This is a genomic window from Bartonella sp. MR30HLJHH, from assembly GCF_042194195.1.
GTDB lineage: Bacteria > Pseudomonadota > Alphaproteobacteria > Rhizobiales > Rhizobiaceae > Bartonella > Bartonella grahamii.
In genome coordinates, this window is the sequence record NZ_JBHIMO010000003.1 from 57,327 (window position 1) to 78,050 (window position 20,724).

The window sequence follows — 20,724 nt, forward strand, 5'->3', positions numbered from 1 at the left end:
ATGAGAGATTTTTTCACACAAAACAGAAGGTTTCAAGAGAAATATTCCGAAATAGAATATCATTGTGTTGTACATTTATATATTTTTTTTGAAGAGGTATTTCCCAGTTCGCGTGATCCCATTTCATGAAAGTTCTCAATGCTACGAAAAGCCTCGTTTATAAGGCTTATTATGCGCTACTATTTTACATTTATACAAGGTACAAAGTAAAACTATCATACTATTCCCTCCCAATTTTGTGAAAATCCTTGCTTTAAGAGGATTCATAAGAGGTACTTTACTCTCTTCTTCAATGGTGTTTATTCATACAGACCTCTTTTAATGATGCGCAAGCGAGTGATTTTAATTAATTTAATATAGAAAGTATTACAAAAAAAATCCTACTGGGAATAATGACTCAATATGACAATAATGATAAATTATCATTATAGATCAATGTTTTTATCTAATTGTAAAAGACAAGAAAATAAGCTGAGTTTTAAGACTATTATACGAAATTTCAGATTTTTCAACGGCTTTCACGATGCCACATGCTGCTCAACAGTAAAAGACAAGCAAGCATTGCTAAGAAACCAGAAAATATCGAAAAATAAAAGGTATTAATTAAACGGGTTTCTGCCGCTTCTTTCAGAATAATTGAATGTGCTGAGGAAGAAGACGGGTTTATTTTTGATTGAATCAGCTTGAATGGAGGAAGATGAATGTTTTCTTTTCCCTCAGGGTACAACCGTCCGATGTAACCACCGGTGTGCTTAATAATAGGGGCTAGTTTTTCTTGTGTTGAAATTAAGTCAAACAATTCAAGATTATCGAGCATCCCTACAGAAGAAAGTATTGTTAAATCGCCATTTTTAATGGTAAAAATCCCTGTTTCATCAGTGATCACAGTTGCGCTGAAGAGACCTTCTTGCTCTTTGGTGAGAGTGATATGTTCTTTTTTTCCAGAGGGAAAGGTTATTTCAGCGGGTTCTGGATGGTTTTTTAGAGTTTGGCGGCGAATTGTTAAATGATGATGGCTGCTGGTTGCACTTAATTTTTCTTCCTCAAGCTCTGGTTCTTTCATGAGCCAATGGGCAATACGACGATAAAGAGCTGCATAAGGACCGCCGCCTTCGAAACCTCGTGCCCAAAGCCAACTTTCATCGGAGAGCAACATGCCTACACGTCCTTTATCAACATGAGCGAGAAGTAAAAGAGGTTGTTCATCGGCTCCTTTCATGAGAGCGATTCCGTTATTTATGTTTTGAATAGCAATTTGTCGCAACCATTTTCCCCATTGAGAAGCTGGAAGGTTAAGTGTTGCAAGGCCCCTTGTGACAGGATGGCGCTCACCTTCTTTGGTTAATGTGGGGCGAAAAGGCTTTTCAATAATAGTTCCATTGGGCAATGCCGGTAGAATGCTTATTAAAGGTGTTTTCGCAAGTGAGTTGTTTTTTGTAAATTCAGGTCCTGTTACCATCAGCAATGCACCCCCCTTTTGTACATATTGGGCGATATAATCATAATAGATTAAGGGTAGAGCAGCAGAGTGCTGGTAGCCATCAAGGATGATGAGATCAAAGTTATTAATCTCTTCAACAAAGAGTTTTCTAGTCGGAAAGACCACCAAGGATAATTGGCTTAAGGGCGTATTATCTGCTTTGGTGGGAGGACGCAAAATAGTAAAGTGAACAAGATCAATATTGGAGTCACCTTTCAAAAGGTCTCGCCATGTCCGTTCTCCATTATAAGGAGCACCTGAAATAAGAAGAACGCGTAAATTTTCTCTGATTCCTTCAATGATTGTTATGGCGCGGTTGTTTTCAAAGCTTAGTTCACCTTTGTGTGGATCGGTTATCACTTGGATAATATTTTTTTCAGCATGAGGAAGGGTAATTTCAGTTTGAAAAATCACGCCAGGAGTTACAGAATAATGGCCAATGTCTTGTCCATTGACGCTTAGCGTAATATTTGCTTTCTGTGGTATTGTTTTTTTGGCGGGGCCTTTATCTTCTACCAAAATGGAGAGCGTTTGTGGTTTGTTGACAAGGGCAAAGCGTGGAGGAGAAATAAACTTGATTTGGCGATCAAATTCATCTGAGTGTCCTGTAATCAGAGCATTGAGAGGTGCTTTATGATGAAGGTCTGAAAAGGAAGGGATGTCATGTACTTGCCCATCGGTGATAAAAATGGTTCCTGCATAACGAGAGGGCGGCACATCAGATACTGCTTGTGTTAAAGCATCAAATAAATTCGTTGAGGGCGCATACTGATTATCAGCAAGTTTTCCAGCTTCAATAAAGCGTGGTTCAAATTGTGGATAATGCGCCAATGCTTGCGTTAATTGCGCGCGCGCTTCATCACTGTCGTTTGTACGTGTTCCAAATGTTTGGCTTTTGCTGCGGTCAATGACAATACCTACTGTGCTTTTCAGTGGTTCGCGCTGTTCTTTTATGATCATTGGATTGAGCAAAGCAAGGATGAGGGCGCTTAATGCCATTAGACGAAATAAAGAACCTTGACGTTGCGTAACAAGACCAACAACGACAAAAAGCATCGATATTCCACTTAAGAACAGAATCCAAATGAGTGGTAAAAAAGGCTGAAAAGTGAAAAATGATATCATTGCCTTCTTTCTCTTTTAAAGCGTTCCAAGAGTGCTGGAACATGAACTTGGTCCGCTTTATAGTTTCCTGTAAGAACATAAAGGACAATATTTAAACCTGCACGAAATGCCCATAGACGTTGCATTGGATCATTGGGAACAAGGGGATATTTCCATGCCCCTTTTTCATCGAGTGCCCAAGCACCGGCAAAGTTATTGGCGGTGATGAGAAGAGAACTTACATTATCACCGCTAGCAAGAGAATTTTTATTTTTTTTGTTTGTTGATGAGGATTCAATCCATAAAGGTGAACCACGGTAGAGACCAGGAAAATCTGGCATAATATAAAAAGAACGTGCAACAACATGATCCGTTGATGCTGGCTCAATGGATGGAATATTTAACTCTTTTAAGATATCTCGTAATCGTTGCGTTTCTGGAGTGGCATCTCCTTCAAGATTAAGATTACTCTTTATCTGATCGCGTGTGTCAAATAAAATTGTTCCCCCATGTTTCATAAAGTTATTTATTTTTTCAAGACTTTTGGGGGTAGGTATAGGACTCTTAACATCAATTGGCCAGTAAATAAGAGGATAAAAAGAGAGTTCATCTTTATCGAGATCAAGTGCTGTAACAGAGCCTGGGGTAAGCATTGTGCGCTCTGCAATAAATTGACTTAACGCTTCTAGACCACGTTTACTCGTTGTATCAATCTCATGATTATTGGTTATAACATAGGCAAGATGTGTTGCACCAGCAGCTTGTACACTATCATGATGATTTTCTTTCGTTTGTGCATGAAGAGTTGGATCATATGAAAACAAGGCAATAAGACTTATAAAAGGGAGGAGAAACATATTACGCCGTTTCATGAAAGAAAAAATATCTCCCATCCATAAAATGAGAAAATTGTCAAAGGCGAATAATAAGATGGCTAATCCTAAAAGTGGACCGATAAGATTTTTTTCTTTTGTATCGTAAGATAAAGGGCTTTTATTAAGAGAAGTTGGCAATGATGATTGTTTCATCAAGTGCGACGAATGAGTTAAGAGATTGAGTGCATAAAAATCGCTTTTGACACCATAAAGTCCTGGGGGAGTATTATAGGAAGGATGGGGTGGATTTTGAGAGTCAAAGACCAGTGGAACAACATGAGAGGTCGGTACTTGTAATTGTCCGTCAGCGGTTATGGTTCGCCACGGGTTTTGTACCATTGTTCTTTTTTCTCTGTGTGTTAGGTTTGTGTTTTCGTTAGACCCTAATGTGATTAGTTTTTGCAACATTTGTGCAAAAAAGCCAGAAAGAGGAAGATTAGACCATGTGGGGTCAGGAGCAACATGAATGAGAATGAGGGTTCCTTTACCACGTTTTGCTGCGGTAATAAGAGGGGTTCCATCCGAAAGGCTAAGCCACGTTTTTTCAAAAAGATCTGGGGTTGGTTCTGCGAGGATTTGGCGCGAGACAGTGACATCTTCTGGAAAAGGAAGATCAAAGAAAAAGCTATTTTTTGCAAAAGGGGCAAGCTTTTGTGGTTTCGTCCAAGACATAATACTTCCAAGGAAACGTTGCCCCTGACGTAGCGGTATCGGAAGGAGACTATCATAATGTTCTGCACTACTGAGTTTTTCTCCTGCAAAGCGGATGAGTGTTCCCCCTTTATTCACAAAATTAGAAAGTTTTTTTTCTGCTTTTTCAGGCATGTTAACCATGTCGCTCATAATGAAAACAGATGGATTTTGTTTAAGCAAATAATCAATATCCGTTGAAAGCTCTCTTCCACCGGCGGTTATAAGCTGTGTATATTCCTGTAATGCTTTGATAATGTAATAAAATGGAGAAAGTAAAGGCTGTGCCATTTCATTGGTATCGGGTGATAGAAGAGCAACACGGCTTATCTTGTTATGGCTGTCTACCAAGAAAGTTGCAGCAGCATGGTTTTGATTATTCATTTTTATCCAAGCGATATCATTGCGTAGTTCAAGTGGTACATCAAAAGGAACAAGAGCTGTTGTTTCTCCTTCAGAGAAATTTTTCGTAAATTGACCGAGAAGTTGATTGTTTGAATCGTAGAGGTTGAGTGTAGCGGAAGTTTTGCCGTGTGTTGTTGAGCGGATAATACGCGCGACCATGCTTCCATCGTTATTTTCTACGGATGTTATGCCGATTAAATCGGAAATATCAGCCAAATACCATAAGAGTTTTTCAGGTTTTAATTCTTCAAGCAAAGCAAAAGCCTGCTCATCTTCATTTGTTTGTAATCCATCACTTAAATAAGCAACATCAAGAGGTTTTCCTTTGGTTATTTTTATGAGTTTTTTCAGTGCGTGCACACGGTTGACAGGCCAAGGACGCGGTTGCAAATGCATTAAATGCTGTTTTATAATCTTGGCGGGTTGCGGCTCTATATTGGAGATATCATTTTCAGCTGTTGCAATAAGATAAATATTTTTTTGCTGTTTTTCTGCCTGAGCAAGGAGCATTTCAGCGATAGAGATGCGCTTTTTCCATTCTTTTACAGAAGCCCAACCATTATCAATAATGAGTGCAAGGGGTTGAGATCCGGAAAAGCTGATTGGTTTTTGATCCCACGTGGGGCGTGCTAACGCTATGATAACAAGTGCCGCTATGGTTAAACGCAACAAGAGCAACCACCAAGGTGTATGTTTTGCTGTTTCCTGCTGATGAGTTGGTTTGGGTAAGAAGCGTAACGGAGGAAAAAGCTCTTTACGCGGAGATGGAGGAGTTATCCGCAACAGCCACCAAATGACCGGTAGGAACAAAAGCCCTAGTAACAGAAAGGGAGCAGCAAAACTCAAAGGGCCCTCCTTTTTTGCAATGGAGAGTCGCCCATTGTATTTGCAAGATGAAAAATGGTCTCTGTTAAAGGTTGATCCGTTTTACTAACGTGATAAGACCATCCTTGACGTGCGCAAAAATTTGCCAACTCTTGTCGCCTTGCGTGATATAGTTTACAATAGCTCTTACGAAGATCTTCTGCTTTTGTAGAAACATGTTTCTCTTTCGTTTCAGGATCAAAAAATTCTGTGTGACCTGCGTAGGGAAAGCTTTCTTCTGCGGGATCAGAAATTTCAATTAAATGAGCTGTCACCTGTTTTGTAGTTAAAACGGTTAAATGTTGGATGATTTTTTCAGGATAGTCGAGAAAATCACTCATTATAACGACATGTGAAAAGCGTGTAATCGTTGAAAAATCCAGAAATGAATTTTCATCTGAATGATTTTCTAAAGCAAAGGCTATTCGCTCTACGACATTGGATGTCATTGTGGGGGACATTAAGTTTGGAATAGCAATATGTTCGCCACTGCGAGCAAGAAGTGATGCTAGGGTAAGGGTAAGAATAATGGCATGATTACCTTTAGAGATTTTAGAAAAGCGCGAACAGTAATGCATTGACGCGCTTTGATCAGGACAGAGCCAAACGGTTTGTGTCATTTGCCATTCGTGTTCGCGGAGATATGTATTTTCATCACGCGCTGAGCGACGCCAATCAATGCGGGTAATGGATTCTCCTTCAACATAGGGACGAAATTGCCAAAAGTTTTCCCCATTACCGCGTTTGCGTTGTCCATGCCATCCGGTTATCAGTGTATTAGCGATATGACGTGCTTGTAAAAGGAAATATGGCATTTTGCCAGTATCCTTATGCAGTTCATTTGCCAGTGACAATGGAGGCTTTTGTAAAACTTTTTTGCCAATAGCCATTCAAAGAACATCTTTCACAAGGTTATTGATAATATCTTTTACAGTTACATCTTCAGCACGGGCAGAAAAATTAAGAGCCATGCGGTGTTGTAATACGGGATAGGCCAATGCTTCAACATCATCAAGTGAGGGGGCTAAGCGTCCATAATAAAGAGCACGGGCGCGAACACAAAGTGAAAGGGCTTGTGATGCCCGTGGACCAGGTCCCCAAGAAACATAAGTATTAGCAAGGCTATTGTCTTTATGAGGGCGAGTTGAGCGGACAATTTTTAAAATAGCTTCGATCACATTTTCTGAAAGAGGCATTTTGCGAACGATATTTTGAATTTTTTGCAATTTTTTGGCGGACAAAATTGGTTTTGCATTTGATTTCTTTTCTTTTGTTGTTTCTAAAATGATCCGTCGCTCTGTTGTGAGGTCAGGATAGTCAATATCGATTTGCATCAAAAAGCGATCCAGTTGTGCTTCAGGAAGTGGATAGGTCCCTTCTTGTTCGAGAGGATTTTGCGTTGCAAGAACATGAAAAGGTTTTGGCAAATCATAACGGTTACCTGCAACAGTAACATGATATTCTTGCATAGCTTGTAAAAGGGCTGACTGTGTCCGTGGAGAAGCACGATTGATTTCATCGGCCATGAGAAGTTGCGTGAAAATAGGACCTTGAATGTATCGAAAAGAACGTTTACCGTCTTTATCGGAATCCATAATTTCAGAACCAATAATATCCGATGGCATTAAGTCAGGAGTAAATTGGATGCGTTTTTCATCAAGTCCTAAGACTGTTCCCAATGTTTCAACAAGACGTGTTTTTGCAAGTCCTGGAGCACCGACAAGAAGGGCGTGACCACCAGCAAAAATAGCGATTAAAGCATATTCGATTACCTGACTTTGCCCAAAAATAACTTTGTCAATTTCTTGTTGTAAAATATCCAATTCTTTGTGTGCCATATCAATATCATCAATAATGACTTGAGCCTCATGATTGATATTGACCTTTTTTACAGAATTGGATGATAGATCATGTTGACTCATATTTCTTCCTTAAGGCGTTTGTCGCAAAAATGGTAATTTTCTCTGCATGATAATGGATATTTTATTGTTTGTAACAGAAAATGAGAAGAAATGAAGTATCATATGCCATTTTTTTCATATTCGTATACAAGAAGAGAAAAGTTTTTTTGGAAGGAATAGACGTGTTTTATAAGGGATGTCTTAAAAATTTTGTTTTATGAAGAGAGTTCTTTAAAGCAATGAAGACAACTTTTTTGAAAGGTTAAAGGGTGAATATAAGACAGGACTTCAAACAGGTTGCGTGGTTACAACAAAGGGATATCCAAACACTTCTTCGTGTTTTGTCTTTGGAGGGAGAAGAGGCGCGTATTGTAGGGGGAGCAGTGCGCAATCAACTGCTAGGGCAGCCTATTAGTGATATTGATATTGCAACAACCTGTTTGCCACAACAGGTTATTGCACGTGTAGAAGAAGCAGGATTTAAAGCTATTCTTACAGGGATTGCTTTTGGTACAATAACAGTAGTTGCTCATTCATGTTCTTATGAGGTTACAACGCTTCGCTGCGATATTGAAACAGATGGTCGTCATGCAAAAGTGGCATTTGGTCGTGATTGGAAAAAAGATGCTGAACGGCGGGATTTCACGATAAATGCGCTTTATTGTGATGCTGCTGGCAATCTTTATGATGATGTGGGAGGTTTGAGTGATATTGCTAGCCAAACAGTTCGTTTTATTGGGATTGCAGAAGATCGTATTTGCGAAGATTATTTGCGTATTTTACGTTTTTTTCGCTTTTTTGCATGGTATGGAGCAGGGCGACCTGATGTACAAGGATTGAAGGCATGTGTTAGTTTAAAACACGGTTTAAAAAAACTTTCTTCTGAACGTATTTGGGCAGAAATGAAAAAGCTTCTTGCAGCGTTTGATCCAACGCGTGCTCTTTTATGGATGCGACAAAGCAGAATTTTGGCACTCATTTTTCCTGAAACAGAACGATGGGGTATTGATGCAATTCACGCATTGGTGAAGACAGAACAGGCTCTTGGTTGGAAAGTTGATCCATTGTTACGGCTAGAAAGCCTTCTTCCTCCTGACCCCATACGTCTTCATGAAATGGCACAGCGCTTGCATTTTTCCCATAAAGAAACAACACGATTAAAAGAATGGGCAGAGTTAGAAATAATAAACCAAAACTGTTCTGATCATTTTGTGCAAAAACTGATTTATTTTCATGGACGACAGCCAGTTTTAGATCAATTATCGTTGTCTGTCGCTGCATCACATCTCGATAATCTGGAAAAAAGTGATGCTTTGCAAAGAGCAGAGGATTATGCCAAGCTTCATCAGCTTGCCAAAAAATGGCAGATTCCAACTTTTCCCATTAATGGTAACGATTTAATAAAGAAAGGTTTTGCTAAAGGTGTGCTTTTAGGAAAAAAGCTTAAAGAGTTAGAAATGATATGGGTCGAAAGCGGATTTTTAATGGATCGTCATGCATTATTAGAAAAAATTGATTTATAATAATAATTCATTATTCGTCATGTGAAACAAGAGCTCCGAATATTGTGAGGTTATTTCAAACCTGTTCATATTACATAAATCCAAATTATAGCCTTACACGTTACAAGTGGGGGAAGCCGTGTGAGGAAAAATGATTACAGAGAGAAAAAATGTCTCTTATGAACCATCTCAAAGATAAGGATTCTCGAAAGTGAAAACGGATAAAGAGAATAATGATAGCAGTTTGCACTTTGTATGAGCATAAAGAGGGGGGTGTCCAATGGATTTTTACTATGAGGAGTATTTAATCATTCATAGGTGGTGATATGAAGTGATATGAAATGGATGTGATGGGCACTAAGAAATGTTTATTTTATCAGCACCTGATTGTTGGAAAATGATAAGTGTTATACGCTCTAACTATTCTTTATATGTTGTATATTGTTTTTCGTGATAATTTATGAGTTTTTATAGGCATTCTGTAAGTTATTCCAAAAGTATTAGTGAACTTTATGCGCTTTTAATTACTCATTATATTCTATAAAAAAGATTTTTTTAATTATTTAAAACCATATTTCATGCATTTTTATTGTTTTATTAATTATTTTAATGGAATTGTTGTGTTTTTATAGATTACAGTTTCTTTCATGATAACCAATTTGGCGTAATGCTTCTCCCGTTGTTATGGCTACGCACATGGCGAGATTTAGAGAGCGTGCCTGTGGTTGCATGGGAATTTTCAATGTGTAATCGGCAGCTTCATGAACATAATCGGGAACCCCAGCTGTTTCACGACCAAAAAGTAAAACATCATTTTTTTGATAGCATATCTGCGTATAGCATGTTTTTGCTTTTGTACTTAAAAGCAACAGACGGCGGTTAAAGTGTTTCATGGAGCTTATAAAATGTTGCCAATCAATGTGTCGTTCTAAGGAAGCATATTCGAGATAATCCAATCCTGCGCGTTTGAGATTACGATCCGACAGATTAAAGCCTGCGGGTTCAATAATGTGCACATGTAAACCAAAACAAGCGCTAAGACGTAAAATCGTTCCAGTATTACCAGCAATATCAGGTTGGAAAAGAGCTATATGAAGTGTCATGTTCTCTGTAATATGATTTTTCTTTCAACTTTGTAAAGAAGCGTTACAATTTATTCGAAAAATATGCTTTGAGAAATACATATTTTTTTACGTTTAATTTTTATTCACTTTAAATTTCAGGGAAAAATTTATGTACACAGGTTTGTTTGGGATAAGAGAGAATCTCCCTATTAGGGACTTCCTTTATATTGAGCGATACATAAAATGGATTGGCTCATTATGTTGAAAAGTGGGATATTTAATGAGGTTAGATCATCCATTTTAATGAAAATCAACAAAATATGCTTTTTATGCAAAAGCAGAAGCGGAAAAAATACTCATTCAACCAGTTGGAATTGAGGGAGGGAGAGATGCTGTAAATGTGTTAAAGAAATAACCGATAAGCTCAACTTATTTACTGAGATCTGGTCATAATAAGACTATGTTTCTTTCTTTAGGAGTGTTTATTTACACGCTATTTCCGTTTTTTACAGGCGGGAGAGTAATTTTGATTGATTAATATGAAAATAGGTTTGAAATGAAAGAAACTTACGGTGTTTCAGGATTTTATTACACTCTGTAAAACGATGAATTATCATTATAAAACAGTTTTTTGTATAGACCATACAAATGGCAGAAGTTTTTTTACGGGGATGTTTTTATGGTTGATGCAACTGAGTGATCAAGCATTGTACAATGGGAGAGGGTATGGTAGAAGAATGTTTTAGCAAATAGTCTCTTTAAGTTAAGGCCATGGGTGAGCAAACGAGGCGGGATTTTCTGTTTTTGGTAACAGCTGTTGCAGGAGCAGTTGGAATGGGAGCGGTTGCGTGGCCTTTTATCCGTCAGTTGCGTCCAGATGAAGCTGTTTTGGCATCTTCCTCTGTTGAGGTTGATCTTTCTGGTATTGAAGAGGGGATGTCGGTGACGGTAAAGTGGCGAGGACAGCCTGTTGTTATTCGAAATCGTACGACAAAAGAAATTGCTGATGCGCGCGCTACTGAATTGAGTCTTCTAAAAGATCGTCAAGCGCGCAATCCTAATCTTGAAGGTGAAAAAGAAGCAACAGATTTTGCGCGTTCAGCAGGTAAAGGACGTGAAAATTGGCTTATTGTTATTAATCTTTGTACTCATCTAGGCTGTGTAACACTTGGGAAGTCGGGTAAATTTGGAGGCTGGTTGTGTCCCTGTCATGGGTCTGTTTATGATACCGCTGGAAGAGTGCGGTCAGGTCCAGCTAACTATAATTTGGCTATTCCACCTTACCAATTTCTTTCTGATACTTTGCTCAAAATAGGATAAGGTTATGACAAGGTTTCCTCCTTATTATCCTAAAAATGCTCTTGCTCGTTGGTTTGATAAGCGTTTTCCTCTTCCTCGTTTTTTTTATAATACATTTGTGATTTTTCCTGTTCCGCGTAATCTTAATTACTTTTACACATTTGGCGGTATTTTGACCATTATGCTTTTATCACAGCTCTTGACTGGCATTGTCTTGGCTATGCATTATGTTCCAGATATTCATTTGGCTTTTGAAACTAGTGAACGATTTCGGCGTGAAGGGCAGTTTGGTTGGCTTTTTCGTCCATGGCATTCTGTAGGCTCTTCGTTTTTTTTTATTGCTGTTTATATCCATTTGGCACGTGGACTTTATTATGGTTCTTATAAAAATATGCGAGAAATGGTGTGGGTTACAGGTATTTTTATTTATATCATCATGATGGCAATAGCATTTTTTGGTTATGTGCTTGTTTGGGGGATGATGTCTATTTCAGCGGCTTCAGTGATTGCAGGGCTTTTAAAAACAATACCTTTGATGGGGACATGGTTACATGAGACACTTCTGGGTGATTATGGCGTAGGACAACCAACGTTGAATCGTTTTTATGTTTTCCATTATGTTTTATCATTTGTTTTGCTTCTTTTTGTGGGGCTGCATATTTGGGCAATCCATTGTGTCGGGCAAGGTAATCCAACGGGTCTTGCTATACAATCAGATAAGGAAACGGTTCCATTTGCACCTTATGCGCTTATCAAAGATATTTTTGCTATTACTGTTTTTCTGATCTTCTTTGCCTGGTTTTTGTTTTATATGCCCGATTATATGGGGCAGGCTGAAAATTATAATGTGGCAGATCCTTTAAAAGCACCTCTTCGTGTGGTTCCAGAATGGTATTTTTTGCCTTTTTATGCGATACTTCGTGCTATAACTTTTGATATTGGTATTTTCCCTTCAACTTTTGTGGGCTTTGTTTTATTCGTCAGTTCGATTTGCATTTTAATTTTTGTGCCATGGTTAGACCGCTCTAAAATATGTTCAGCAAGATATCGACCTGTTTATAAAATTTTCTTTTGGGCGTTGGTTATTGATGTCGTTTTCCTTGGTTGGTTGGGATCAAGAGAAATAAATGACAAAATCCTTTTATGGACGCAATTGGCTACGGTTTATTATTTTATATTTTTTTTGGTTATTTTGCCGACTTTGCCAGCGTTTGAAAAAAATTGTTCTCTTCCTTCTTCAATTATGCAAGATTTAAAACAGAAAAAAAAGAGACTATGGTAAATGTTTTTGTCGGACTGATTGTTATCGTTGCTATGAGCTTTTCTGCTCAGAGTTTAGCGGGGGATGCCTCTGATCAGGAGGAGGAATTTATTTCTTTTCCTTTAAGGATTCCTAAAAAACAAGAATGGAGTTTTTCAGGTCCATTTGGGCTTTATGATAAGGCGCAATTGAGGCGTGGATTAAAGGTTTATAAACAAGTTTGTTCCAGCTGCCATGGGCTAAAATATGTGGCTTTTCGCAATTTAAAAGCTCTTGGGTATGATCAAGAACAGATTAAAGCTTTGGCACGGCAATATGAAGTGCGCGATGGTCCTAATCGAGAAGGAAAATTTTTTAAACGTGCTGGGGTTGCAACGGATTATTTTCCTTCTCCCTTTGCACATGAAGAAGAAGCAAGATTTATTTTAAATAGTGCTTATCCTCCAGATTTGTCATTGATGGCACGTGCACGTGGTGTATCTTTGCCGTTTCCTGCTTTAATTACTGATGCATTGGCTCATTATGATACAGCTAGTCCAGATTATATTACAGCTCTTTTAACAGGATATCAGAAGGCACCGAAGGAGATAAAAATTGCGGATGGTTATTGGTATAATCCTTATTTTATTGCCGGTAATTCTTTAACTATGGCTCCTCCTTTGAGTGATGGTATGGTTGCTTATGAAGATGGAACCCCAGAAATCATTGAACATTACGCGCGCGATGTTTCTGCTTTTTTGATGTGGGCTGCCGATCCTCATATGGAAATTCGTAAAAAAACCGGTTTTCGTGTTATTTTATTTTTAATCATTTTTGCAGGGCTTGTTTATATTTTAAAAAATCGTATTTGGTGTGGTTTAGAAGAAGAGTTAGAGAAAGAAACAAAAGACGAAATAAAGAGAAAATGGTAAAATGACAAGGCTTGAAAGAGTATAGAGTATTAAAGAGCATAAGGAACAAATCTGTTTATGATGCATTGAGGTTTTATAAAGTAAAAGCAAAGTAAAAACGGAGATGTTAAAATGAAAAAAATTGCATGTACTACTCTTATGTCAATTTTGATGGTTTCTAGTACTTACGCCCAGTCTTTTAAAGTGCCTTCAAAACCTGAAATGATCTCTTCGACGGGTATTGTACAGGTGGGGGTAGATAAGTCTGTGCGTTATGTGACACCTTTAGCAACGGATTTTGTTGCTTCCAGCCTTATAGGCGCCAATGTATATAATATAGAAGATGAAAATATTGGTGAAGTAAAAGATATTATTTTACGTGAAAATAATATTGCAGGGTTTGTTGTTGCTGTTGGTGGTTTTCTTGGTATAGGCGAGAGTTATGTGGTCGTTTCTCCAGAAACAATCCAGATGACAAATGATTATGGTAAATGGAAACTCATTACAAATGCGACAAAGGATTCTTTAAAGGACGCTCCAACATTTAAATACGAAGGGCGTTGGACGCGCTAATTTTATATTTCCATTCTTTAATGGATAAAACCGTTGCTATCATAATAATATGCTAGCAACGTTTTTTTTGTTCAAAAAATCTTGGGAGCTTTTGCGACAAGATTCCAAGAACCTATTACAAAGTTTTCAAGATAAACTATTAAGACAGAGTGAAGATTTAAGTATTATGTTTAAATAACATGACATCGCCATCTTGCACAATGTATTCTTTTCCTTCATCGCGAGCTTTTCCTGCTTCTTTTGCACCGCTTTCTCCACCCAGAGCAATATAGTCATTGTAGCTGATGGTTTGGGCACGAATGAAACCGCGCTCAAAATCTGAGTGAATAACGCCAGCTGCTTGGGGAGCTTTTGTACCACGCGTAATTGTCCATGCTCGTGTTTCCTTAGGCCCACAGGTGAAGTAAGTAATGAGATCAAGTAAATGGTAACCAGCGCGAATAAGGCGATTTAAACTTGGTTCAAAGAGTCCTAGAGTATTGAGATATTCTGATGCTTCAGTATCACTCAGTTGTGTGATTTCCGCTTCGATAGAAGCAGAAATGATAATGCTTTGCGCATTTTGCTCTGTTGCCATTTTTTCAACTGTTTGGGTAAAGCTATTTCCATGAGCGGCGTCATTTTCGCTTACGTTACAAACATAAAGTACAGGCTTGGAGGTTAAAAGATTCAAACTCTTAAGAATATGGTGTTCATCGGAAGAGATATCTTTGAGTAATAACCGGACAGGGTTTCCCTGTTGCAGTATGTTTAATGCTTTTTCCATAATGGGTAAAATTGTGAGGGCTTCTTTGTCTTTTCCGGTCGCACGTTTACGGATTTGTACGATTCGTCGCTCAAGGCTCTCAAGATCGGCAAGCATGAGTTCGGTTTCAACGGTTGTGGCATCAGAAACAGGATCAATACGTCCTTCTACATGGGTAATATCTTCATTTTGAAAACAGCGTAAAACGTGGACAATGGCATCGACTTCGCGAATATTGGCTAAAAATTTGTTTCCTAAACCTTCGCCTTTTGAAGCTCCTCGTACAAGCCCCGCAATATCGACGAAGTTAATGCGTGTAGGAATTATTTCTTGTGAACCAGCGATTGATGCAATTTTTTCCATTCGTAAATCTGGAACAGCAACTTCACCGGTATTGGGTTCAATGGTACAAAAAGGATAATTGGCAGCCTGTGCAGTGGCTGTTTTTGTTAATGCATTAAAAAGGGTTGATTTCCCAACATTAGGTAATCCAACAATACCGCATTTAAAGCCCATGAGAGTCTTTCTTTTCTTTTGGTTTTATAGTCAAGATAAAGCTTCTTTTTTATAGCATATTTTTAGAAGAGTTATAGTCTTTGTGTTGCGATAAGTGAGAAAAAAGTTTAAAGTAACAGATAATCTGCTTTTTTTACCTTAGTTCTTCTTATCTTAATGCTCTCCTTAATCTCAAGGATAAGAAAACTTCGAATTAATGTTAATAGTGTGCTAAGTTTTTCATGGTATGCAAATCTGCATAAATAATTAATCGGAGAAAATAGAAGAGTGTTATCTCGTTGTGCCTTTTTAATTGCAGCACTTTTGGCTTTAGCTGGATGTGCTACACATCAGTCAGATATGTCATCGGTTCCTTTTCAACAAGTTCGATACATTCCACCAGAAATACAGGCTTTGTACGGTCCTGTAACGAATGAGACCTATTTGTTACCTGCTGTTGATCTTGCGACAATTGATCCAAAGTTTTGGCGACAAGAAGTGATTTATTATACATCTTATCCTCCTGGAACATTGGTTGTAGATACGCAAGAGTGTTTTCTTTACCTTATTGGTGAAAATGGAAAAGCTTTACGTTATGGGATTGGGGTTGGTAAGGAAGGTTTAGCATTTGAAGGTGAAGGGGTTGTACAGCGCAAGCGTCGGTGGCCAAATTGGGCTCCTACTGCAGCTATGATGGCTCGAGAACCAGAACGTTATGGTCATCTTGGGAAAGGAATGCCACCAGGACCCGATAATCCATTAGGTGCGCGGGCACTTTATTTGTTCAAAAATGGGAAAGATACACTTTTCCGTATTCATGGTTCACACGAATCGTGGTCAATTGGGCGTGCTATTTCAAGTGGGTGTATTCGTTTACTTAATCAAGATATTATTGATCTTTATGATCGTGTTCCCGTTGGTTCGCGTGTTGTAGTATTACAAAACAATAGGAATATTCCTACAGTTTATAGCCAACAGTCAAATGGCTACGATCCGCTACAGTCGACCATTCAGCCAAATGAATTTTTTTAATTTGGGGGAGAAGACTGGAGAGAGCCGTTTGAGTATTTTGGTTTGCTGTTCAATCTTCTCTTTCTCTCAAAAGAGAATATAAGCTTTTCTTTTTCAAAAGTGTGTACAAGCTTGTATTCTTATTTTATTTTCTAGCTTCTCAGGTTGCCAACAGATTTTGCCTTTGAGAACGTGTATAAGAGACATTTTTTTCAAGAGTTTTTATCCATATGCTTCATGCGACTGTGACACGCAAGTCAATGGTTTTGATTGTTTTTTATCGTTTGTGAAATTTCATTCATAAAGAGGGATTTGTCATCTTTTATAAGGAGAGCGATATTTTTTGCAATTGTCTCTAAGAGAGGAGATAACCATTCTTGATCAGATTTGGTAAAATTTCCCAGAACATGCTGATGAACAAGTTCTTTGCTTCCAGGATGACCAATTCCTATGCGTATACGACAATAATCAGTACCACAATGGGCATCAATAGACTTAATACCATTATGCCCATTATTTCCTCCACCAATTTTTATACGAACTTTTCCCGGTGACAGGTCTAACTCATCACAAATGATGATCAAATTCTTCAGATCTAATTTATAAAATCGCAAAGCTTCACCGATAGCTTGACCAGAGAGATTCATGAAAGTTTGTGGTTTTATAAGAAAAATTTTCTCATTATTTATGAAACCATTGGAGATTTCTGCTTGAAACTTCTTCGACCATGGAGAAAAAGAGAAGGACTGATAAATGGCATCAACAGCCATAAAACCGATATTATGGCGGTTATTTTGATATTGTAAACCAGGATTGCCAAGACCAGCAATAAGCCACATGTGTATCTTCAGTCAAAGTATGAGTAAGGGTAATGTCTCATAAATTAAGGCGGAAAAAATTCCCGCCTTTTGAGTTTTATGAAGTTTGCGTGTCTTCTTCATCATTTTCTTGTTCAGAAGTCTCATCGCTGACATCCATGCCAGCAGGAGCTGCAATGGTTGCAATGGTAAAATCTCGATCTTGGATGATGGGAGTCACGTCTTTTGGCAGTTGCACTGCTGAAATGTGAATAGAATCACCAATAGAGTAGCTGGAGAGATCAATTTCAATAGCTTCAGGAATAGCACTTGCTGGAGCCGTACATTCAATTTCGTGCCGAACAACATTGAGAACACCACCCTTTTTAAGTCCAGGTGCTGTATCTTCATTGAGGAAATGGACAGGAATATTCACTTCTACAACGGATTTTGCTGAAATGCGTAAGAAATCTACGTGGAGGGGAAAGTCACGCACGGGATCGAGTTGATAATCTTTCGGCAAAACCATAATTTTTTGCTTGTCAAGAATAATCGTTGCAATGGTGGTACGAAAGCCACCGGCATGAATTTTATAGAAAATTTCTTTATAGGGAACTGTTATTGCCAAAGGAGGTTGTTTTTCACCATAAATGACAGCAGGAATAAGACCGTTGCGGCGAAGTTCACGGGAGGACCCCTTACCAACCCGCTCGCGTTTTTCGGCCTTAAGAGTGTAGCTTTTGCTCATAATTTAAGTCCTTTTTACATGATTGGAGATCCTTCAAAAACAGTAATAGTTTTTGCATGGATATGAAGATATGCGCTAACCAACAGCGATCGCTCCATTCTGCGTTGCCTCCAAGGGTGTCTACACAGAAGTTTGTTCTATAATTCAAACTATTCATAGATGCAAGAGTTGTGGGAAAAATCGATGATTTCTACCGTTAAAAAGGAGGAAATGTTACAAATTACGGTGTGGATGGAGAATCAGACAATATGCGCTGGCACTGATATGTTCAAAATCAAACACTGGAGATGTTATGAAGGTTGAGATTGCCTTGGGTGAGATGTCAGAGAGTCGTGCTTTGCATAAATCGATGCCAGCACTTCTTGATCTGGAAGAGTTATTGGCGACACGTCTTCTTGTACAAGGTAATTCCGGTTCAGGGAAATCACATCTTTTACGCCGTCTTTTGGAGCAAAGTGCTAAGTGGGTTCAGCATTGTGTAATTGATCCAGAAGGCGATTTTATAACTTTGGCAGATAAATTTGGTCATGTTATTGTAGAGGCTCAACGTAGTGAATTAGAATTGACTCGTATTGCCCATCGCATTCGACAACATCGGGTTTCAGTGGTATTTAATCTTGAAGGTTTGGATACTGAACAACAGATGCGTGCTGTAGGGGCTTTCCTTGGGGCACTGTTTGATGTGGAACGTGATTATTGGTATCCTATGCTTGTCGTTGTCGATGAAGCACAATTGTTTGCTCCAACTGCGGCAGGAGAAGTTTCTGATGAAGCACGTAAGATTTCTCTTAGTGCTATGACCAATCTTATGTGTCGAGGGCGTAAACGTGGTCTTGCTGGTGTTATTGCGACACAACGATTGGCTAAGTTGGCCAAAAATGTTGCTGCTGAAGCTTCAAACTTTTTAATAGGGCGGACTTTTTTAGATATTGATATGGTGCGCGCTGCTGATCTTTTGGGAATGGAGCGTCGCCAAGCGGAAATGTTTAGAGATCTTGAGCGGGGGAATTTTATAGCTTTAGGTCCCGCTTTATCACGACGTCCCTTACCAATCATTATCGGTTCTGTTGAAACTTTGGCACGCTCTTCTAGCCCTAAATTAATGCCACTTCCAACAGAGCGGGATGATGTGCAAGAGCTCGTTTTTACGGCTTCACCAGAGGAAATTTTAACGCCATTTAAACAAACACGAGAGCCGATAAGGGAAAAATCAATGCACGAAATGTTAGAGGAGGTAGTACATAAAAAACAAGAGTTGTTGGAAGAAACCCCGAGTTTATTTCCTGAACTTTCTGATGATGAGCGTGATGGACAAGCAGAACATATTATTCGGGAAATTCTTGAGGATTCTGAGGCTTTTTATCGTTCAACAGCGGTGCTTTATCAAGATTTTTCAGTTCGGTGTCGTATCCATGGTATGTCAAAGGTTCCTTTTAATCTTTCACAATTTCGGCGTAAATTGGCTATTGCCCAGGCTTTTGTTGATGAACAAACGGTTGTCAGTGAACATTGGAAACATATTTTGCAGATATCAGAAAGTTTAGAAGAAGATGTCCAAGGAGTCTTCTTAAATGTAGCACAGGCCGCATTAGGGGGAAAGCCCTGTCCATCCGATGCATTTTTAGCACGTCTTTATGGGACTCATTCTTTAAGCCGTGCACGCCGACTTTTAACCTACTTTGAAGAGCGTGGTCTTATTGTCATTCATACGCATTTTAGTGGTCAACGTATTGTTGCATTTCCTGATCTTGGTGTTGAAACAGCACCAGGAGACCCCAAGGAACCACTTTAACCAAATAAGCTGGAAACCGATTGTTCTGCTGCTGTCCTTGCTATTGCTTCTCCAATAAGGTCGGCAATGGGCAAAACACGAATATTGTGGGCTTTCTCAATAGCTTGTATTGGCATAATTGAATCTGTAATAACCAATTCTTTCATCTCTGAATTGGTTATTCGTTCGATTGCATTACCAGAAAGAACACCGTGCGTGATATAAGCCGTGACACTATTGGCACCATGTTTAAGCAGAGCACTTGCTGCATTGCATAAAGTTCCACCTGAATCAACAATATCATCAAGCAAAAGGCAATCTTTTCCCGATACATCTCCAATGATATTCATAACCTCTGATTCACCGGGACGTTCACGACGTTTATCCACAATAGCAAGCAAACTGTTCAAACGCTTGGCGAGCGCGCGCGCGCGTACGACACCACCCACATCAGGTGAAACAACGATAACATTTTCAAGAGAATAATGCACTTTGACATCGCGAGAAATAACAGGAACAGCATAGAGATTATCCGTAGGGATATCAAAAAAACCTTGAATTTGTCCTGCATGAAGGTCCAATGTTAAAACACGATGGGCCCCTGCTTCAGTAATCAGGTTGGCAACAAGTTTTGCGGAAATGGGAGTACGCGGACCAGGTTTACGGTCTTGGCGGGCGTAACCAAAATAAGGGATAACAGCTGTGATGCGACGTGCCGAAGAACGGCGAAGCGCATCAATCATGATGAGTAATTCCATCAAATGATCATTGGCTGGATAGGATGTAGATTGCAAAACAAACACGTCCTGTCCACGCACATTTTCATGCAATTCTACGAAAATCTCTTGATCAGCGAAACGTTTTACGGTGGCTTTGCCTAAGGGGATGTTCAAATAAGTTGCAACATCTTCAGCTAGGCGTGGATTAGAATTTCCGCAGAAAAGTTTCATAGTAGAACCTCTGAATCATCATGGTGGGAATGCGACACGGTTTTTAATTTCTTTTTATTAAATTGCAAGAGAACAATTACAAAAGCCTTACAATTTTATCGATTATTGTTAAAGAGCTATGCGGTATGTTTTCTCTTTTTCCAAAAGTTTGTTTCTTTTAGAGCAAAGTTTTTTCTCCATGCGGCAAAGAAATACGTATTGATTAAGCTTTTTGGTTATTACTTTATAAAAAAATGCTTTCAATATGGGAATGTTTTATATTTAAGATGAATGAAGGTGAGTAAATAAAAAGAGTATCG

The 20,724-nt window shown here is 38.7% G+C and carries 16 protein-coding genes; 7 read left to right on the forward strand and 9 right to left on the reverse strand.

Annotated features, from left to right (window positions below; all coding sequences use genetic code 11):
- Nucleotides 1-508: 508 nt before the first annotated feature.
- The 4 genes from ACFIKR_RS02880 to ACFIKR_RS02895 are packed head-to-tail and all read right to left on the reverse strand — an operon-like array spanning nucleotide 509 to nucleotide 7,340.
- A complete protein-coding gene (locus ACFIKR_RS02880; RefSeq protein WP_375658757.1) occupies nucleotides 509-2,605 on the reverse strand; it encodes a glutamine amidotransferase in 2,097 nt (698 codons plus the stop codon).
- Nucleotides 2,602-5,400, reverse strand: coding sequence for a DUF4159 domain-containing protein (locus ACFIKR_RS02885; RefSeq protein ID WP_375658758.1), 2,799 nt, complete (start codon nucleotides 5,398-5,400; stop codon nucleotides 2,602-2,604). The genes ACFIKR_RS02880 and ACFIKR_RS02885 overlap by 4 nt, the downstream gene beginning before the upstream one ends.
- Entirely contained in the window at nucleotides 5,397-6,308 is a 912-nt protein-coding gene (locus ACFIKR_RS02890) for a DUF58 domain-containing protein (RefSeq protein ID WP_375658759.1), read from the reverse strand. The genes ACFIKR_RS02885 and ACFIKR_RS02890 overlap by 4 nt, the downstream gene beginning before the upstream one ends.
- Nucleotides 6,309-7,340 carry an AAA family ATPase gene (locus ACFIKR_RS02895; protein WP_375658760.1) on the reverse strand — a complete coding sequence of 344 codons (1,032 nt, stop codon included), beginning with the start codon at nucleotides 7,338-7,340 and terminating at the stop codon, nucleotides 6,309-6,311. It lies immediately after the preceding gene.
- A gap of 248 nt (nucleotides 7,341-7,588) precedes the next feature.
- Here ACFIKR_RS02895 and ACFIKR_RS02900 point away from each other — a divergent pair, with 248 nt between their 5' ends.
- Complete coding sequence (locus ACFIKR_RS02900; RefSeq protein ID WP_375658761.1) at nucleotides 7,589-8,842, forward strand: CCA tRNA nucleotidyltransferase; 1,254 nt, start codon at nucleotides 7,589-7,591, stop codon at nucleotides 8,840-8,842.
- 605 nt (nucleotides 8,843-9,447) lie between these two features.
- On the opposite strand, the gene ACFIKR_RS02905 is transcribed toward ACFIKR_RS02900, so the two are convergent.
- Nucleotides 9,448-9,924: a tRNA (cytidine(34)-2'-O)-methyltransferase gene (locus ACFIKR_RS02905; RefSeq protein WP_012754878.1), complete on the reverse strand. Its 477-nt coding sequence runs from the start codon at nucleotides 9,922-9,924 to the stop codon at nucleotides 9,448-9,450.
- 732 nt (nucleotides 9,925-10,656) lie between these two features.
- On the opposite strand from ACFIKR_RS02905, the gene petA reads away from it, so the two are divergent.
- The 4 genes from petA (at nucleotide 10,657) to ACFIKR_RS02925 (ending at nucleotide 13,908) form a co-directional block, all read left to right on the forward strand.
- Nucleotides 10,657-11,205 (forward strand): ubiquinol-cytochrome c reductase iron-sulfur subunit, encoded by a 549-nt coding sequence (petA, locus tag ACFIKR_RS02910; protein WP_012754879.1) that lies wholly within the window; start codon nucleotides 10,657-10,659, stop codon nucleotides 11,203-11,205.
- 4 nt (nucleotides 11,206-11,209) lie between these two features.
- Entirely contained in the window at nucleotides 11,210-12,466 is a 1,257-nt protein-coding gene (locus ACFIKR_RS02915; protein WP_375658762.1) for a cytochrome bc complex cytochrome b subunit, read from the forward strand.
- A complete protein-coding gene (locus ACFIKR_RS02920; protein WP_375658763.1) occupies nucleotides 12,460-13,356 on the forward strand; it encodes a cytochrome c1 in 897 nt (298 codons plus the stop codon). Before ACFIKR_RS02915 ends, ACFIKR_RS02920 begins: the two co-directional genes overlap by 7 nt.
- Nucleotides 13,357-13,467: 111 nt before the next feature.
- Nucleotides 13,468-13,908, forward strand: coding sequence for a PRC-barrel domain-containing protein (locus tag ACFIKR_RS02925; RefSeq protein WP_375658764.1), 441 nt, complete (start codon nucleotides 13,468-13,470; stop codon nucleotides 13,906-13,908).
- A 157-nt stretch (nucleotides 13,909-14,065) separates the two neighbouring features.
- Here ACFIKR_RS02925 and ychF read toward each other — a convergent pair whose 3' ends face one another.
- Nucleotides 14,066-15,169 (reverse strand): redox-regulated ATPase YchF, encoded by a 1,104-nt coding sequence (ychF, locus tag ACFIKR_RS02930; RefSeq protein WP_375658765.1) that lies wholly within the window; start codon nucleotides 15,167-15,169, stop codon nucleotides 14,066-14,068.
- 267 nt (nucleotides 15,170-15,436) lie between these two features.
- Between ychF and ACFIKR_RS02935 the strand changes: the two genes are divergently transcribed.
- The gene (locus ACFIKR_RS02935; protein WP_375658766.1) at nucleotides 15,437-16,180 is read left to right on the forward strand and encodes a L,D-transpeptidase; all 744 of its coding nucleotides are present in this window, start codon (nucleotides 15,437-15,439) and stop codon (nucleotides 16,178-16,180) included.
- A gap of 236 nt (nucleotides 16,181-16,416) precedes the next feature.
- Here ACFIKR_RS02935 and pth read toward each other — a convergent pair whose 3' ends face one another.
- Together pth and ACFIKR_RS02945 are read right to left on the reverse strand one after the other, a co-directional pair.
- Nucleotides 16,417-16,998, reverse strand: coding sequence for an aminoacyl-tRNA hydrolase (gene pth / locus ACFIKR_RS02940; protein WP_375658767.1), 582 nt, complete (start codon nucleotides 16,996-16,998; stop codon nucleotides 16,417-16,419).
- A gap of 76 nt (nucleotides 16,999-17,074) precedes the next feature.
- Nucleotides 17,075-17,704: a 50S ribosomal protein L25/general stress protein Ctc gene (locus tag ACFIKR_RS02945; RefSeq protein ID WP_375658768.1), complete on the reverse strand. Its 630-nt coding sequence runs from the start codon at nucleotides 17,702-17,704 to the stop codon at nucleotides 17,075-17,077.
- Between the two features lie 292 nt (nucleotides 17,705-17,996).
- Here ACFIKR_RS02945 and ACFIKR_RS02950 point away from each other — a divergent pair, with 292 nt between their 5' ends.
- Nucleotides 17,997-19,496, forward strand: coding sequence for a helicase HerA domain-containing protein (locus tag ACFIKR_RS02950; RefSeq protein WP_375658769.1), 1,500 nt, complete (start codon nucleotides 17,997-17,999; stop codon nucleotides 19,494-19,496).
- Here ACFIKR_RS02950 and ACFIKR_RS02955 read toward each other — a convergent pair.
- Nucleotides 19,493-20,425 carry a ribose-phosphate pyrophosphokinase gene (locus tag ACFIKR_RS02955; protein WP_375658770.1) on the reverse strand — a complete coding sequence of 311 codons (933 nt, stop codon included), beginning with the start codon at nucleotides 20,423-20,425 and terminating at the stop codon, nucleotides 19,493-19,495. The two genes, ACFIKR_RS02950 and ACFIKR_RS02955, sit on opposite strands and share 4 nt — an antisense overlap.
- Nucleotides 20,426-20,724: the final 299 nt, after the last annotated feature.

Excerpts from the sequence above, each read along its gene's own strand:
- ACFIKR_RS02880 (WP_375658757.1), bottom strand. The coding sequence starts at position 2,605 with ATGATATCATTTTTCACTTTTCAGCCTTTTTTACCACTCATTTGGATT.
- ACFIKR_RS02890 (WP_375658759.1), bottom strand. The coding sequence starts at position 6,308 with ATGGCTATTGGCAAAAAAGTTTTACAAAAGCCTCCATTGTCACTGGCA.
- ACFIKR_RS02895 (WP_375658760.1), bottom strand. The coding sequence starts at position 7,340 with ATGAGTCAACATGATCTATCATCCAATTCTGTAAAAAAGGTCAATATC.
- ACFIKR_RS02905 (WP_012754878.1), bottom strand. The coding sequence starts at position 9,924 with ATGACACTTCATATAGCTCTTTTCCAACCTGATATTGCTGGTAATACT.
- petA (WP_012754879.1), top strand. The coding sequence starts at position 10,657 with ATGGGTGAGCAAACGAGGCGGGATTTTCTGTTTTTGGTAACAGCTGTT.
- ACFIKR_RS02915 (WP_375658762.1), top strand. The coding sequence starts at position 11,210 with ATGACAAGGTTTCCTCCTTATTATCCTAAAAATGCTCTTGCTCGTTGG.
- ACFIKR_RS02920 (WP_375658763.1), top strand. The coding sequence starts at position 12,460 with ATGGTAAATGTTTTTGTCGGACTGATTGTTATCGTTGCTATGAGCTTT.
- ACFIKR_RS02925 (WP_375658764.1), top strand. The coding sequence starts at position 13,468 with ATGAAAAAAATTGCATGTACTACTCTTATGTCAATTTTGATGGTTTCT.
- ychF (WP_375658765.1), bottom strand. The coding sequence starts at position 15,169 with ATGGGCTTTAAATGCGGTATTGTTGGATTACCTAATGTTGGGAAATCA.
- pth (WP_375658767.1), bottom strand. The coding sequence starts at position 16,998 with ATGTGGCTTATTGCTGGTCTTGGCAATCCTGGTTTACAATATCAAAAT.
- ACFIKR_RS02945 (WP_375658768.1), bottom strand. The coding sequence starts at position 17,704 with ATGAGCAAAAGCTACACTCTTAAGGCCGAAAAACGCGAGCGGGTTGGT.
- ACFIKR_RS02950 (WP_375658769.1), top strand. The coding sequence starts at position 17,997 with ATGAAGGTTGAGATTGCCTTGGGTGAGATGTCAGAGAGTCGTGCTTTG.
- ACFIKR_RS02955 (WP_375658770.1), bottom strand. The coding sequence starts at position 20,425 with ATGAAACTTTTCTGCGGAAATTCTAATCCACGCCTAGCTGAAGATGTT.